14 protein-coding genes are annotated in these 14591 nt (G+C 67.1%); 11 read left to right on the forward strand and 3 right to left on the reverse strand.

Features of this window, described 5'->3' with window-relative positions; genetic code table 11:
* Together D103_RS0100365 and D103_RS0100370 are read left to right on the forward strand one after the other, a co-directional pair.
* A complete protein-coding gene (locus D103_RS0100365; RefSeq protein ID WP_018875381.1) occupies positions 1-1968 on the forward strand; it encodes a M1 family metallopeptidase in 1968 nt (655 codons plus the stop codon).
* Entirely contained in the window at positions 1958-2380 is a 423-nt protein-coding gene (locus D103_RS0100370; RefSeq protein WP_018875382.1) for an HIT domain-containing protein, read from the forward strand. The genes D103_RS0100365 and D103_RS0100370 overlap by 11 nt, the downstream gene beginning before the upstream one ends.
* Positions 2381-2406: 26 nt before the next feature.
* Here D103_RS0100370 and D103_RS0100375 read toward each other — a convergent pair whose 3' ends face one another.
* Both D103_RS0100375 and D103_RS0100380 read right to left on the reverse strand, forming a co-directional pair.
* Positions 2407-3072 carry an OmpW family protein gene (locus D103_RS0100375; RefSeq protein WP_018875383.1) on the reverse strand — a complete coding sequence of 222 codons (666 nt, stop codon included), beginning with the start codon at positions 3070-3072 and terminating at the stop codon, positions 2407-2409.
* 91 nt (positions 3073-3163) lie between these two features.
* Complete coding sequence (locus tag D103_RS0100380) at positions 3164-3868, reverse strand: SDR family NAD(P)-dependent oxidoreductase (RefSeq protein WP_018875384.1); 705 nt, start codon at positions 3866-3868, stop codon at positions 3164-3166.
* A gap of 60 nt (positions 3869-3928) precedes the next feature.
* On the opposite strand from D103_RS0100380, the gene D103_RS0100385 reads away from it, so the two are divergent.
* The 4 genes from D103_RS0100385 to D103_RS0100400 all read left to right on the forward strand — a co-directional run bounded on the left by D103_RS0100385 (position 3929) and on the right by D103_RS0100400 (position 7550).
* Entirely contained in the window at positions 3929-5431 is a 1503-nt protein-coding gene (locus D103_RS0100385) for a DUF1538 domain-containing protein (RefSeq protein WP_018875385.1), read from the forward strand.
* Between the two features lie 4 nt (positions 5432-5435).
* Positions 5436-5783 carry a hypothetical protein gene (locus D103_RS0100390; RefSeq protein ID WP_018875386.1) on the forward strand — a complete coding sequence of 116 codons (348 nt, stop codon included), beginning with the start codon at positions 5436-5438 and terminating at the stop codon, positions 5781-5783.
* A gap of 11 nt (positions 5784-5794) precedes the next feature.
* Complete coding sequence (locus tag D103_RS0100395; protein ID WP_018145798.1) at positions 5795-6187, forward strand: CBS domain-containing protein; 393 nt, start codon at positions 5795-5797, stop codon at positions 6185-6187.
* Between the two features lie 88 nt (positions 6188-6275).
* Entirely contained in the window at positions 6276-7550 is a 1275-nt protein-coding gene (locus D103_RS0100400) for a diguanylate cyclase (RefSeq protein ID WP_018875387.1), read from the forward strand.
* Positions 7551-7685: 135 nt separating this feature from the next.
* Here D103_RS0100400 and D103_RS0100405 read toward each other — a convergent pair whose 3' ends face one another.
* Positions 7686-8447 (reverse strand): class I SAM-dependent methyltransferase, encoded by a 762-nt coding sequence (locus tag D103_RS0100405; protein WP_018867422.1) that lies wholly within the window; start codon positions 8445-8447, stop codon positions 7686-7688.
* A 181-nt stretch (positions 8448-8628) separates the two neighbouring features.
* On the opposite strand from D103_RS0100405, the gene D103_RS0100410 reads away from it, so the two are divergent.
* The 5 genes from D103_RS0100410 to D103_RS0100430 all read left to right on the forward strand — a co-directional run bounded on the left by D103_RS0100410 (position 8629) and on the right by D103_RS0100430 (position 14587).
* The gene (locus D103_RS0100410) at positions 8629-9972 is read left to right on the forward strand and encodes a phosphomannomutase/phosphoglucomutase (RefSeq protein ID WP_018875388.1); all 1344 of its coding nucleotides are present in this window, start codon (positions 8629-8631) and stop codon (positions 9970-9972) included.
* A 5-nt stretch (positions 9973-9977) separates the two neighbouring features.
* Positions 9978-11408: a mannose-1-phosphate guanylyltransferase/mannose-6-phosphate isomerase gene (locus tag D103_RS0100415; protein WP_018875389.1), complete on the forward strand. Its 1431-nt coding sequence runs from the start codon at positions 9978-9980 to the stop codon at positions 11406-11408.
* Between the two features lie 86 nt (positions 11409-11494).
* Complete coding sequence (gene gmd / locus D103_RS0100420; protein ID WP_018875390.1) at positions 11495-12580, forward strand: GDP-mannose 4,6-dehydratase; 1086 nt, start codon at positions 11495-11497, stop codon at positions 12578-12580.
* Positions 12573-13538: a GDP-L-fucose synthase gene (locus D103_RS0100425; protein WP_018875391.1), complete on the forward strand. Its 966-nt coding sequence runs from the start codon at positions 12573-12575 to the stop codon at positions 13536-13538. Before gmd ends, D103_RS0100425 begins: the two co-directional genes overlap by 8 nt.
* The gene (locus D103_RS0100430) at positions 13535-14587 is read left to right on the forward strand and encodes a glycosyltransferase family 10 domain-containing protein (protein WP_018875392.1); all 1053 of its coding nucleotides are present in this window, start codon (positions 13535-13537) and stop codon (positions 14585-14587) included. Before D103_RS0100425 ends, D103_RS0100430 begins: the two co-directional genes overlap by 4 nt.
* Positions 14588-14591: the final 4 nt, after the last annotated feature.

A 14591-nucleotide genomic window follows, 5' to 3' on the forward strand; every position in this document is an offset into this window, starting at 1 on the left:
ATGCGAACCGGCTTGCTTGCGGGCGTCATCATCGCCGTAGGACTGCTTCTGGCGCCGCTCCCCGGCGCGGCCTCTGTTGCCGGGGTGGTGGTGCAGGTGGAACTGGATCCCGGCCAGTCGCGGCTGGAGGGCCGGTTCGAGGCGGATCCGGCGCAGGTGGATCCGGCCACTCTGCGGCGCTTCCGGCTCGATCCGGGGATTGCCGTGGACGCCGTCTCGCTGGGCGGGCACCCCGTCGAGTTCGAGCGTAGCGGAGATGGCTGGCTGGAGCTGGCGCGCGCGCCGGAGGCCGATGCCGGCGCCCTGGTGATTCGCTACGGCGCACGTCTGCCCGCACTGGACGATGCGCGACCCGGAAGCGGGTTCCTGGCCCCGGAGGGCGGATATCTGCCGGCGGGGGCGGACTGGTATCCGCGAAGACCGGAGCAGGAGCCGCATGCCGTGCGCATCGAAGTGACCAGCCTCGGCGGCCATCGGGCGGTCGCATCCGGTTCGCAGGTGGCGGAGGAGCGCGAAGGAGACCGGTACCGCACAACCTTCGAACACCCGGCGGCACGCGCGCTGGCCGTGGCCACCGGACCCTGGGACGCGGTCGAGCAGGAGGTTGGAACGGTCACGGTGCGCACGCTGTTTCCGGCTCACCTGGAGGCCGAATTCGGCGCGACCTATCGCGAGCAGGCGGCAGGCTATATCGAGCGCTTCAGCGAGGCGATCGGGCCATATCCCTACGACACTTTCACCATCGCCGCGAGTCCGCGGCCGGTGGGGCTGGCCTTCCCGGGTTTTACGCTGATGGGCGAGCGCGTGATTCCGTTGCCGTTCATCCCCCATACCTCCCTCGGACACGAAGTGCTCCACGCCTGGTGGGGGACGGGGGTGTACGTGGACGCCTCGGGCGGCAACTGGTCGGAAGGGCTGACCACCTTCATGGCCGATTACCAATTCAAGCGTGATCGTGGTGAGGGGCGTGAGGAGCGCGGGCAGTGGCTGCGTGACTACGCGGCCCTGCCCAGTGGGCAGGACCGGCCACATGGTAGCTTCCGGGGCGGGAATTCCGGCGCCGCGCGGATTGCCGGGTATCACCGCGGAGCGATGCTGTGGCGGATGCTGGAGGACCGGATTGGGGAGCAGGCCCTGCGCGCCGGCGTGCGCGAGCTGTATGCCGAGTGGCTTTTTCGCGAGGCCGACTGGGCCGCCGTGATCGAGGCCTTCGACCGGGAGACGGAGGAGGACCTGCGCCCGTTCTTCGAGCAATGGATCGAACGTACGGGGGCGCCGACGCCGGAACTGGCCGCGCTGCGGCTGGAGCCGCGCGGGAACGGGTGGCAGGTGACGGGGCAACTGCGTCAAGCGGATGACGACGACCCGTGGCACCTGCGTGTGCCGCTGGTGCTGAAGACCGTGGAGGGGCGCGAAACGCACTGGATCGAGCTGGAGAGCGTGTCCCGGCCAGTTTCGATCAAGACCGAAAGGCGGCCGCGGGCGATCGCCGTCGATCCGGACTGGCGGCTGTTCCGGCATCTGGCCGATGGCGAGTCGCCGGACATCCTGCGCCAGGGCGCTCTGGATCCGGATGTGCGGGTGTTCCCGCTCGGGGATGCCGGGGCCGCGGAGGTTGCGCCCTGGCTGGGGCGTGTGCCCGAGGTCGCGGTGGGCATGGGGGGCACGCGGATCCTGCTGGGCACGCATGCCGCCGTGGCGGAATGGCTGGACGCGCGCGGGCTCGCACCGGAGCCTGCGGCCGTGGAACCGGGCCTGGAAACGGGAACCAGCGCCCGGGCCTGGACGGTCCCCGGCACGCAACTGGTGGTGATCAGCGGCCCGGATGCGGAGGCCCGGCGTAGTGCCGCGGCCGCCTTGCGCCATCGGTCGCACTATAGCTATCTGCTAAGGACCGCAGGCGGGGACTGGGAGACGGGCCTCTGGTCGCAACCCGGCATCTGGCAGGAGCTGACCAATGACGACTGAGTTTCGACTCGATCCGCGGCTCGTCGCGGATACCTGGGCCGTGGCGGAGTGGCCGCTGTCCAGCGTCCGATTGATGGATCACTGGGACTACCCCTGGTTCATCCTGGTCCCGCGGCGCCCCGACCTGCGGGAACTGCATGCACTCGCGGTGGAGGATGCCACCCAGCTGGCGCGCGAATCGCGCGCCCTGGCCCGGGCGATGGAGCAGGCCTTCGTCCCGCGAGCGCTGAACGTGGCCAAGCTGGGCAACATCGTGGAGCAGTTGCATCTGCACCACGTGGCGCGCTTCGAGGGGGACCCGGCGTGGCCCGGCCCCGTCTGGGGTGCGCCGAAATCGCGGGGCCTGGAAACACAAGAGGCCGAGGACCGCATCGCGCGGGTCCTCGGCCTCGTGGAAGACGTCGGCGGTTAGGCCGGCGTCTTGCTTCAGGGTATGCGTCAGAAGCGGTAGCCGACGTTCATCCCGAAGGTCCAGGGGTCGATGTTGACGGTACCGAGATGGGCGCCACCCAGCGACACGTCGGTGTCGATGTCGATCCAGCGCACTTCGGCATTCACGAACCAGTTGTCGTCCACCGCGAAGTCGATCCCGGCCTGCACCGCGGCGCCCCAGGAGTCGTCCAGGTCGACATCCTGCCCCAGCGTGACTGACGCCGTATCTTCGTCGAAGAAGTAGGTGTAGTTGATACCGGCACCCACGTAGGGGCGGACCGCGGTACCGGTGTTGAAGTGGTACTGCAGGCTCAGCGTCGGCGGCAGGTGGCGCGTGCTGCCGATGTCGACCCCGCCCACGTTCAGATCATGCTTGAACGGGATGGCGACCAGGAGTTCCAGACCCAGGTTGTCCGTCATCATGTAGGTGATGTTGCCGGACGGACGGGTGTTCGACCCGACGTCAGCCGGAGCTGTTGCGCTCAGCCCCAAGCCGCTGGCATTCAGGTTGCCGTTGTCGGACTTGGGGGCCACGTGGGTCAGGCCGCCGCGGATCAGCCAGTCGCCGGCGGAGACGTCGGCGTTGGCGGCGGTGGCGTGGGCCGGGATCAGGGCGGCAGGGGCCAGAAGGCCGGCCAGCGCCAGGGAGCGGAAGGTCAGGGTGTGTCGCATGTTCGATTCCTCCGAAGGCGTGTTGGTCGGAGGTACTATCGCGCCGCGCGTATCAGTATTCGTTGATGCAGATCATCTCCGCTGATGGTTTTCAGAACGGCAGTCGCTGGCCCTCGAAGTCGTGGAAACTCCCGGACTGCTCGGCGTCCAGCCGGTCCAGAACATCCAGCAGGCGACCGGTTGCGTACTCGGGGCTCAGCACCTCCGGCGCGCGCGAGCGATACGGCTCCGACAGGCGGGTGGCGCAGGTGCCGGGCTGCAGGCCGACCACGACGGCCTGACGGTGGCTGAACCGCAGTTCCAGGGCCGTGGTCCGCACGATCTGGTTGAGGGCCGCCTTGGAGGCGCGATAGCTGACCCAGCCGCCGAGGTGGTTGTCCTCGATGGAGCCGACCCGGGCGGACAGGGTGGCCAGGACCCCCTTGCGGTTGCGCGGGAGCAGCGGTGCCAGATGCTTGAACAACAGCGCCGGGCCGATGGCGTTGATGGCGAAGGCTCGGGCCATGACGGCCGGATCGAGGTCGCGCAGGCGCTTCTCCGGGCCCTGGCCGTCGATGGTCAGGATACCGGTGGCATCCAGGATCAGGTCCCACTCGGCGGCCTGCTCGCGCAGCCAGGCGGCGGCATGTTCGATACTGGCCTCGTCGACGAGATCCACGGGCGGGTCGCTGTGGCGACCGAGTGCGATGACCTGCGTGCAGTTCGGGTCCTGTTCCAGGTGTTGCACGAACGCGGCACCGAGGCCGCCCGTGGCGCCGACCACCACGGCGCGATAGGGTATCTGCAGGGATTCCATACACCCTGCGACCGCCAGGCGGGGAATTGATTCCGGGGTCATATCCCGGGAAGGGAGCGCATGAACTTTCTCCACACCCTGGGTCACGCGGCGCGCAATCTCGCGCCCATCGTGATCGTGGTGGCGGTGTTCCAGGCGCTGGTGCTGCGTACGGTGCCGGATGGCCTGCTGTCCATGGTGGTCGGGCTGGCCATCGTGGTCTTTGGCGTGGCGCTGTTCCTGCAGGGGCTGGAGATGGGGATCTTCCCCATCGGCAAGAACCTTTCCAACGCGCTGGCCCGGCGGGGTTCGTTGCTGCTGCTGATGGCGTTCGGCTTCACCCTCGGCTTTGCCACGGTGATTGCGGAGCCGGCCCTGATCGCGGTCGCGGAGCAGGCGGAGCTGATCAGCGAGGGGCGGATCGAGGGAATCGTGCTGCGCCTGATCGTCGCATTGTCGGTCGGGGCCGTGGTGGCGCTGGGGATCCTGCGCACGGTGCTGGGCCACCCGCTGCACTGGTACATCCTGACCGGCTACGTGCTCGTGGTGCTGGTCACCTTCTTTGCCCCGGAAGAGATTGTCGGTCTGGCCTACGACTCCGGCGGGGTGACCACGAACATCGTGACCGTGCCCCTGGTGGCGGCTTTGGGTTTGGGGCTGGCCGCCTCGATCAGCGGGCGGAATCCGCTGCGTGACGGGTTCGGGCTGGTGGCGCTGGCCGTGATGGTGCCGATGATCACCGTGCAGCTCTACGGCATCATCGTGTTCACCGGCGCCGATATCGGGGCGCCGACCAACGCCGAGACCGCCGCGATGGATCCGGACACGGATCTGCCGGGGGCCGAGGGTCACTGGCTGGCCACGATGGGCATGGACCTGCTGCTGATGCTGCGCGACGTGGCGCCGATCATCGCGGTGATCGTGGTGTTCCAGTATTTCGTGCTGCGCAAGCGCATCCCGTATCTGCCGCGGGTGATCTTCGGTTTCGTGCTGGTGGTGCTGGGCCTGTACGCCTTCGTGGTCGGGCTCAAGCTGGGACTGTTCCCGATCGGCGAGAGCATGGCCGAGCAGCTGATCACCAACGAGCTGTTCCTGTGGGTTTATCTGTTCGCGTTCTCCATCGGTTTTGCCACCACGATGGCGGAACCGGCCCTGATCGCGATCGGCCAGAAGGCGGAGGAGGCGGCGCGCGGCTCCCTGCGCGGCGATGTGATCCGCATCCTGGTGGCGCTGGGCGTGGCCATCGGTATCACTATCGGGGTGCACCGGATCCTGGCGGGCGATTCCATCCACCACTACATCATGGGCGGCTACCTGCTGGTGATCGTGCTGACCATCCTCGCGCCGAAGCAGATCGTGGCGCTGGCCTTCGACCTGGGCGGCGTGACCACCTCGGAGGTGACGGTGCCGCTGGTGACGGCACTGGGGATTGGTCTCGCGACGCACCTGGAGGACCGCAACGTCCTGATCGACGGCTTTGGCCTGATCGCGTTTGCGTCCATCTTTCCCATCGTCACGGTGATGCTCTACGCGATCGCCGTGGATCTGTACGAACGCTGGTTTACGCGTAACCAGGAGGAGTAGCGCAATGAGATTTTCCGCACTGGTGGCCGTCCTCTCGGATGACCTGGAGGAACAGGCAATCGCCACGGCCAAGGAGGCCGGCGCGGGTGGGGTAACCATCATGGACGCGCGCGGCATCGGGGCCGAGGCGCGCAAGACCTTCCTCGGCATGACCTACGAGGGGAGTCAGTCGGTCCTGTTGTGGGTACTGGAAAAGAAGGTGGCCCTGGGCGTGCTCAAATGCATCTCCAGGGAACTCGATCTGGCGAACGATCCGCGCGGGATTGCCTTTACGGTGGATCTTGCCCACCTGGCCGGTATCGGGCGCAACCAGATCGAGCAGTTCCAGGAACAGGTCAAGGAAGAACTCTGACGGAGACGATTATGCTGGTAAGCGAGATTCTCAGACCCAACGTGGTGACCGTGTCCCCCCTGGCGCCGTTGCGCGAGGCCATGCAGTTGATGCGCAAGCATGGCGTGAAGTCCCTGGTGGTGGAGAAGCAGCACGCCCACGATGCCTACGGCATCATCACCTACACCACGATCCTGAAGACGATCGTGGCGGAGGAGGGCGATATTGACCTCTCGAACGTCTATGATGTCTGCACCAAGCCGGTGATCACGGTGCCCGCCGAGATGGACGTGAAATATGTGGCGCGGTTGATGGTGAGCCAGGGGATCCGGCGGCTGGTCGTGCTCAAGGGCAACGAGCTTGAGGGCATCGTGACCACCAGCGACATCGTCGGCTCGATCCTCGAGATGGCCGATATGGACTGAACCCCGCTTTCGCGGACGAGTCCGATTCCTCGGCCGTATACTTCGCGGGGCCCGTCCCCGCGCCCATTCGTTTCCGGAAGGCCGTGCCATGCCGCCCATGTCGTTCATCGAGGGGTTCGAGAAACTCCGCCTTCTGGATGCGGCCATCGAACAGTCGCACAACTCGGTGGTCATCACCGATGCCGATCTGGATGCAGGCCCGCGGATCGTCTATGTGAATGCCGGTTTCGAGCACATGACCGGCTACGATCGCGACGAGGCCCTGGGCCAGACCCCGCGCATGCTGCAGGGCCCGGCCACCTCGCGCGCGGTGCTGGACCGGATGCGGGGTGCCCTGGCCAGCGGGGAGTGTTTCGATGGCGAGGCCATCAACTACCGCAAGGACGGTTCCTGGTACCGGGTTCGCTGGCACATCTCGCCGGTGTATGCGGAGGATGACGACCGCCGGGTGACCCACTTCGTGTCGGTGCAGCAGGACATCACCGACGAACGGCGCCGCGATGACGAGATCCGGCTGCTGTCCACCGCGCTGGAGGTATCCGCGGACCCGGTCCTGATTACCGACCCCGAGGGCACCATCACCTACGTGAATGCGGCCTTCGAGGAACAGACCGGCTACAGCCGCAACGAGGCCCTGGGGCAGACTCCGCGCATCCTGAAATCCGGCCAGCAGGATGCCGATTTCTATCGCGAGATGTGGGACACGCTGAAGCGGGGGGATGCCTTTCGCGGCGAGTTCGTGAATCGGCGCCGGGATGGCTCCCTGATGCACATGGAGCAGAGCATCAGCCCGGTCACCAATGCCGGGGGCGAAGTAACCCACTACGTGTCGATCGGCAAGGACGTGACCGATCGCGTGCGCATGGAAGACGAGATCCGGCGGCTGGCGCACACCGACTGGCTGACGGGTCTGGCCAATCGTCTGAGTCTCGGCGATACCCTCGAGGCGGAGATGGAGCGCAGCCGACGCTACGGGCGTCCGTTGTCCCTGATCATGTTCGATATCGACCGCTTCAAGGACTTCAACGACGACTACGGCCACGAGACCGGGGACGAGGTGCTCAAGCGCCTCGCGGAAACCGTCCGCGGCGCCCTGCGCGAGGCGGATTCCCTCGGTCGCTGGGGCGGGGAGGAGTTCATGGTGGTGGTGCCCGAGACGCCCGGCGCCGGGGCCGCGGCGATGGCGGAAAAACTGCGCAAGGCGGTGGCCGCAATGGAAACACCCTGCCCGATCTCGGTGACGGCCAGTTTCGGTGTCAGCGAGATGCGCCCGGGCGATACGCCGAAGACGCTGGCCCGTCGGGTGGACGAGGCGATGTACCAGGCCAAGGAGTCGGGTCGGAACCGCGTCGTGCTGCTCTGAGCCGAGCACTCAAACCCGACACACCCCGAGCCAGCAAAAAGGGCCGACCCGAATGGGCCGGCCCTTTCGCTTTCAGCGGGCAATTTCAGGGACGATATGCGGGGCGCGGCGTCGCGCCCCAGCCGCGCCCGCGGCCTACGCGCGGCGGCGCAGGACCCAGATCTCCAGCAGCGCCCAGTCTTCGCCCGGGTAGTTCTCCTGTTCCAGCGGCGACAGCCGGCGGTGCCGGCTGGCGGTGCTGCCCACGAACTCCAGGTGTTCCAGCAGCAGGCGCTTGGTGGCGTCGGCCTTTTCCAGCGCGAAGGGGTTCAGGAAGTTGACGAGCATATAGCCCTCGCGCGGGGTCTCGGCGAAGGAGCGCACCAGCTTCTCGATGGCCGGCGGGTCGAGGTAGACCAGCGACGCGGTGGAGATCACGATATCGGCGTCGGCCATGGCCTTTTCGATCGCGGCCTGGGTCTCCGGCGCCGGCTGGTTCAGATCGGCCTCGAAGGTCTCGTCGAACAGCCCGGCGCTCTTGCCGTAGGCCAGGGCATTGCCGGAGATATCGATCCCGGTGGTCTTCATCGGCAGGCGGCGCGGCGCGGCGACGGTCTTGCAGGCCTGTTCGTCGGCCCAGTTGGCGCGGATCGCCTCGACATCCATGTTGTGGATGGCGGCCATGGTGGTGTTGCCGAAGCAGCAGCACAGGTCCACGTAGTTCAGGGTCTTGCCGGCGGCCGCCTGCTTCTCGGCCCAGGGGAGGATCAGCCGGTCGAAGGTTTGCCGGTTGAAGTCGTCGGAGATGTAGTCGAGCGCGTCGATGATGCGCTCCTTGAACGGTACCGGCGTCTCGGCGACGTAGATGTCGTCGAAATGCTGTTTCTTCTCCTCGGTCTTCACTTGCGGCTCACTCATCGGCTTTTCCTCGTTTGATAAACCCACCATGTTCGGGGGCATGCGCGCGGAACGTCAAGTAACGCTACTGACGCCGGTGATGCTGGCAGGGCCTCGCGCGGCGTTCCGGCTATGTATCATGAAGGAATACGCGGGAAGGCTTGCGCGCCGTTGTCGCGAAGAATGCGGAAAAGGGACGTGAATGAAGATCGACTGTTTCAAGGCCTATGACGTACGCGGGCGGGTGCCGGATCAGCTCAACCCGGAGGTGGTAAGGGCCATCGGGCGTGCGTTTGCCGAGGAGATTCGGCCGGGTCGAACCGTGGTCGGCCACGATATTCGCCTGTCCAGCCCGGAACTGGCGCGGGCGCTGATCGAGGGCCTGACCGCGGGCGGTAGCGACGTGGCGGACATCGGTCTGTGCGGCACGGAGGAGGTCTACTTCGCAACGGCGCACTACGGCGCCGGTGGTGGAATCATGGTCACGGCGAGCCACAACCCGCTGGACTACAACGGCCTGAAACTGGTGCGCAGCGAGGCGCGCCCGATCAGTGGCGACTCGGGCCTGCAGGCGATTCGTCTCCGGGCCGAGCGGGGGGATTTCCGACCCATGCCCAATGGGCAGATCCGGCATCTGGACCACCGGGGCGACTACGTGGCGCGGCTGCTGGCCTCGATCCAGCGCGAGGCCCTGCCGCCCCTGAAGATCGTGGTCAATCCGGGCAACGGCGGCGCGGGCCCGGTGCTGGAGGCGCTGGAGCCGCATCTGCCGTTCGAGCTGATCCGGGTCAATTTCGAGCCGGACGGTCGTTTTCCCAATGGCATCCCCAACCCGCTACTGCCGGAGAACCGCGCCGCCACCGCCAATGCGGTGCGGACTCATGGCGCGGATCTGGGCGTGGCCTGGGACGGGGACTTCGACCGCTGTTTCCTGTTCGACGCCCAGGGGAACTTCATCGAGGGGTACTACATCGTCGGCCTGCTCGCGGAGGCCTGCCTGGACGGCCATGCCGGCGAGCGTATCGTCCATGATCCGCGCCTGACCTGGAACACCATCGAGATGGTGCGCGCCGCGGGCGGCGAGCCGATCCAGTCGAAGACCGGGCATGCCTTCATGAAAGAGCGGCTGCGCCTCGAGGACGCCATCTACGGTGGCGAGATGAGCGCGCACCACTATTTCCGCGATTTCTACTACTGCGATACCGGCATGCTGCCGTGGCTGCGAGTGGCCGAACTGATGGGGCGGCGCGAACAGTCCCTGGGCGAGATGGTCGCCGAGCGCATGGCCCGCTACCCCTGCAGCGGCGAGTTGAACTTCGAGGTGGAGGACGCCGCAGCGGCCAGCGAGCGCGTGCTGCAGGCCTACGCCGGGCAGGGCGGGGAGGAGGATCACACGGATGGCGTCAGCCTGGAATTCGCCGACTGGCGGTTCAACCTGCGCAGCTCGAATACCGAACCGCTGCTGCGCCTGAACGTGGAGACCCGCGCGGACCCGGCCCTGCTGGAGCGCCGCGTGGACGAGATTTCCCGCCTGATACGGGGTTAAGGACGATGGAACAGACGCAAAGCCGGATCGAACTGCAACCGGTGATCCTGGCCGGCGGCTCGGGCACCCGCCTGTGGCCGGTATCCCGCAGCCATTATCCGAAACAGTTCCTGCCCCTGACCGGGGAACAGACCCTGCTGCAGCAGACCGCCCAGCGACTGGACGGTCTGGGCGCGGCCCCGCCGCTGGTGCTGGCCAATGTCGAGCACCGTTTCCTGGCGGCCGAACAACTGCGCGCGGCGGGCGTACAGCAGGCACGCATCCTGCTGGAGCCCAAGGGCCGCAATACCGCCCCGGCGATCGCGCTGGCGGCATTGCAGGCGCGGTCCGAGGGGCGCGATCCGCTGCTCCTGGTGTTGGCGGCGGATCACCACATCGGCGATCCCGAGGCCTTACGGGACGCGGTGGTGCGGGCGATGGCGCTGGCCGAGGCGGGGCATCTCGTGACCTTCGGGATCGTGCCCACGGCGCCGGAGACCGGCTATGGCTATATCCAGCAGGGCGATGCACTGGGCGCGGATGGCGCGCGCGTCGCCCGCTTCGTGGAAAAGCCGGACGCGGCCACCGCCCGCGAGTACATCGAGCGCGGCGATTACCTCTGGAACAGCGGGATGTTCGTGTTTCGGGCGTCGCAGTATCTGGAAGAACTGGAACGTTTCGAACCCGTCATCGTGTCTGCTTGCCGGAGCGCCCTGGAGAACGCGCGGGAAGACCTCGACTTCCTCCGGGTGGACCCCGACGCGTTTGCGGCGGCCCCCCATATCTCGGTCGACTACGCCGTGATGGAGCGGACCGAGCACGCCGCCGTCACGCCGCTGGCGGCTGGCTGGAGTGATATCGGCTCGTGGTCGGCCCTGGCGGGGGTGCGGGGCGTGGACGAGCAGGGCAACACCCTGCGCGGGGACTGCCTGCTGGAAGACAGCGAGGGCTGCGTGGTGGATGCCGATGGTCTGCTGGTCGCGGGCATCGGGCTGCGCAATCTGGCGGTAGTGGCCACCCGCGACGCCGTGCTGGTGGCCGACCGCGACCGGGTGCAGGACGTCAAGCGCATCGTCGAACGCCTGCAGGCGGCCGATCGTAGCGAGCACGTGGACCACACCGTGGTGTACCGGCCCTGGGGCTGCTATGAATCCATCGATACCGGGTCGCGCTACCAGGTCAAGCGCATCACCGTGAATCCCGGCGCGCGCCTGTCGCTGCAGATGCATCACCACCGGGCGGAACACTGGGTGGTCGTCAGCGGTACCGCGCGCGTCACCAACGGCGAACAGAACTACCTGGTCACCGAGAACGAGTCGACCTTCATCCCGATCGGGCAGGTGCACTGCCTGGAGAACCCCGGTGCGCTGCCGCTGGAACTGATCGAGGTGCAGTCCGGCAGCTATCTGGGCGAGGACGACATCGTGCGCCTGGAGGACGTCTACGGGCGCGCCTGAAGCACGTGCCGCCGGGGGCGGGAATGGTATGATCCCGCGTTTTGGGCGGGGCGTGGCGCGCACGCCGCCCGGCAGCGGGAGTCGATATGGCCAAAGTGGCATTGATCACCGGGATCACCGGACAGGACGGGGCCTACCTGGCCGAGTTCCTGCTGGACAAGGGCTACGAGGTACACGGCATCAAGCGTCGTTCCTCGCTGTTCAATACCGATCGCATCGACCACCTGTATCAGGACCCGCACGAGAGCGATCGCCGCTTCATCCTGCACCACGGCGATCTGACCGACTCCACCTGCCTGATCCGCATCATCCAGCAGGTGCAGCCGGACGAGATCTACAACCTGGCCGCGCAGTCGCACGTGGCGGTCTCCTTCGAGGAGCCGGAATACACCGCCAACTCGGATGCCCTGGGCACCCTGCGCCTGCTGGAGGCGATCCGCATCCTCGGCATGGAGCAGACCACGCGCTTCTACCAGGCGAGCACCTCGGAGCTCTACGGCAAGGTGCAGGCCACGCCGCAGGACGAAACCACCCCGTTTTACCCGCGCAGCCCCTATGCGGTGGCCAAGCTGTATGCCTACTGGATTGTGGTCAACTACCGCGAGGCCTACGGCATGTACGCCTGCAACGGCATCCTGTTCAACCACGAATCCCCGGTGCGCGGCGAGACCTTCGTCACCCGCAAGATCACCCGCGCCCTCGCACGCATCAAACTCGGGCTGCAGGAGCGGCTGTACCTCGGCAACCTGGACGCGAAACGCGACTGGGGCCATGCCCGCGACTACATCGAGATGCAGTGGCTGATGCTGCAGCAGGACGCCCCGGACGACTACGTGATCGCCACCGGCGAGCAGCACAGCGTACGCGACTTTGTGGACGCCGCGGCCCACGAGCTGGGCATGCGCATCGAGTGGCGCGGCGAGGGCGTGGACGAGCAGGGCTTTGACGATAAGGGCCGCTGCATCGTGTCGGTGGACCCGCGCTATTTCCGGCCCACCGAGGTCGAGACCCTGCTGGGGGATGCCAGCAAGGCCAAGCGCGAGCTGGGCTGGGAACCGCGCATCCGCTTCGAGGAACTGGTGGCCGAGATGGTGCGCGAAGACCTCAGAAGCGCCGAGCGCGACGAGCTGGTGCGCGACCACGGCTACCGCACCCTGAGCCGCCATGAGTAAGCCGCAGCGCGTCTTCGTCGCCGGGCATCGGGGGATGGTGGGCAGCGCCATCTGCCGCCAGCTCGAGGACTGGCCGGGCGTGGAGCTGCTGACCCGCACCCACGCCGAGCTCGACCTGACCGATCAGGCCGCGGTGCAGGCCTTCATGCGCGTGGAACGCCCGGACCAGGTGTACCTGGCGGCGGCGAAGGTGGGCGGGATTCACGCCAACAACACTTATCCGGCCGAGTTCATCCGCGACAACCTGGCGATCCAGACCAACGTAATTCACGCCGCCCACGGCGCCGGCGTGCGGCGGCTGCTGTTTCTCGGCTCCAGCTGCATCTACCCGCGCGAGGCCCCGCAGCCGATCGCGGAGGCCTCCCTGCTGACCGGGCCGCTGGAGCCGACCAACGAGCCCTACGCCATCGCCAAGATCGCCGGCATCAAGCTTTGCGAGAGCTACAACCGGCAGTACGGCACGGACTATCGCTCGGTCATGCCGACCAACCTCTACGGCCCGGGCGACAACTACCACCCGGAGAACAGCCACGTGATCCCCGGGCTGATCCGGCGCTTTCACGAGGCGAAACAGGCCGGCGCCGATTACGTGACCGTCTGGGGCAGCGGGACCCCGCGCCGCGAGTTCCTGCATGTGGATGACATGGCGGGGGCCTGCGTGCACGTGATGAACCTCGACCAGACCACGTACGCGGAGCACACCGAGCCGATGCTGAGCCACATCAACGTGGGCACGGGCGAGGATCTGACCATTGCCGAACTGGCGCAGCGGGTGGCCGGCGTGGTCGGCTTCCGGGGCGAGCTGCGCTTTGACCGCTCGAAGCCGGATGGCACCCCGCGCAAGCAGCTGGATGTGTCGCGCCTCGCGGCGCTGGGCTGGAAGGCCCGTATCGGGCTCGACGAAGGGCTGGCCGGGGCCTATGCCGAGTTCCTGGAACACGGCGGAGCCAACCGGTGAGCGATTCGCCGACGGACCGGATCCGGGTCAAGTTCCTGTCGACGATGCGCGAGGCGATCTGGCGTCACCAGTTGCCGGACGGCGAGGCGCGCTGGGGGCGTTGCGAGTTCACCTTCGACCCGCAGGCCACCGAGTACGACTGGCTGGTGGTGTACGACGAATTCCCGTCCAACACCGGGCGCAACCGGCATTACAGCGAACGCCTCCCCTGTGGCGCCGAGCGCACCCTGCTGGTGACCATGGAGCCGCCCTCGATCAAGTCCTACGGCCGGCGCTTTACGCGCCAGTTCGGTCGGGTACTGACGTCGCACCCGGAATGGGCGCTCAAACACCGGCGGCGCATCCATTCCCAGCAGGGGATGATCTGGTACTACGGCTTCGGCAGCCAGGGTGAACGGCCGTACAACGAGATGCGGGCACACCCGCCGCTGGAAAAGACCCGCGACATCGCCACCATGTGCTCGGCCAAGCGCCAGCGCCACACCCTGCATCGGCGACGCTACGACTTCACCTGGGCGCTGAAGGCCCAACTGCCCGAGCTGGAGATCTTCGGCAAGGGCGTACAGCCGCTGGACGACAAGGCCGAGTGCCTGGATGCCTACCGCTATCACGTCGCGGTGGAGAACTACGTGGGGCCGCATCACTGGACCGAGAAGCTGGCCGATGCCTTCCTCGGGGCCACGCTGCCGTTCTACTACGGCGCGCCGAATGCCGCGGACTACTTCCCGCCGGAGAGCTTCATTCCCATCGACATCGACGATGTCGATGGGACGGCCGAGCGCATTCGCCGCGCGATCCGCGACAACGAGTACGAACAGCGGCTGCCGCACATCCTCGAGGCCCGGCGCCGCGTGCTGGAGGAGTACAACCAGTTCGCCGTCGTCGCGCGCATCATCGAGGCCGCGCACGATACCGAACCGGCCGGGCCGACCGGCCAGTGGATCCACTCGCGCCGGGCCCTGCGCCGCCGCGATCCGCTGGCCGCCCTGGAGGGCGCCTGGGAAAAACTCACCCAGCGCATCGGCCACCTCTCCGGCCGCGCTGGCTGAGGTA

Origin of the sequence: Thioalkalivibrio sp. ALE31, assembly GCF_000377405.1 — a bacterium.
In the GTDB taxonomy this organism is placed as follows: Bacteria; Pseudomonadota; Gammaproteobacteria; order Ectothiorhodospirales; family Ectothiorhodospiraceae; genus Thioalkalivibrio.

Excerpts from the sequence above, each read along its gene's own strand:
- D103_RS0100410 (WP_018875388.1), top strand. The coding sequence starts at position 8,629 with ATGAAGATCGACTGTTTCAAGGCCTATGACGTACGCGGGCGGGTGCCG.
- gmd (WP_018875390.1), top strand. The coding sequence starts at position 11,495 with ATGGCCAAAGTGGCATTGATCACCGGGATCACCGGACAGGACGGGGCC.
- D103_RS0100380 (WP_018875384.1), bottom strand. The coding sequence starts at position 3,868 with ATGGAATCCCTGCAGATACCCTATCGCGCCGTGGTGGTCGGCGCCACG.
- D103_RS0100425 (WP_018875391.1), top strand. The coding sequence starts at position 12,573 with ATGAGTAAGCCGCAGCGCGTCTTCGTCGCCGGGCATCGGGGGATGGTG.
- D103_RS0100390 (WP_018875386.1), top strand. The coding sequence starts at position 5,436 with ATGAGATTTTCCGCACTGGTGGCCGTCCTCTCGGATGACCTGGAGGAA.
- D103_RS0100385 (WP_018875385.1), top strand. The coding sequence starts at position 3,929 with ATGAACTTTCTCCACACCCTGGGTCACGCGGCGCGCAATCTCGCGCCC.
- D103_RS0100365 (WP_018875381.1), top strand. The coding sequence starts at position 1 with ATGCGAACCGGCTTGCTTGCGGGCGTCATCATCGCCGTAGGACTGCTT.
- D103_RS0100370 (WP_018875382.1), top strand. The coding sequence starts at position 1,958 with ATGACGACTGAGTTTCGACTCGATCCGCGGCTCGTCGCGGATACCTGG.
- D103_RS0100375 (WP_018875383.1), bottom strand. The coding sequence starts at position 3,072 with ATGCGACACACCCTGACCTTCCGCTCCCTGGCGCTGGCCGGCCTTCTG.
- D103_RS0100415 (WP_018875389.1), top strand. The coding sequence starts at position 9,978 with ATGGAACAGACGCAAAGCCGGATCGAACTGCAACCGGTGATCCTGGCC.
- D103_RS0100405 (WP_018867422.1), bottom strand. The coding sequence starts at position 8,447 with ATGAGTGAGCCGCAAGTGAAGACCGAGGAGAAGAAACAGCATTTCGAC.
- D103_RS0100395 (WP_018145798.1), top strand. The coding sequence starts at position 5,795 with ATGCTGGTAAGCGAGATTCTCAGACCCAACGTGGTGACCGTGTCCCCC.
- D103_RS0100400 (WP_018875387.1), top strand. The coding sequence starts at position 6,276 with ATGCCGCCCATGTCGTTCATCGAGGGGTTCGAGAAACTCCGCCTTCTG.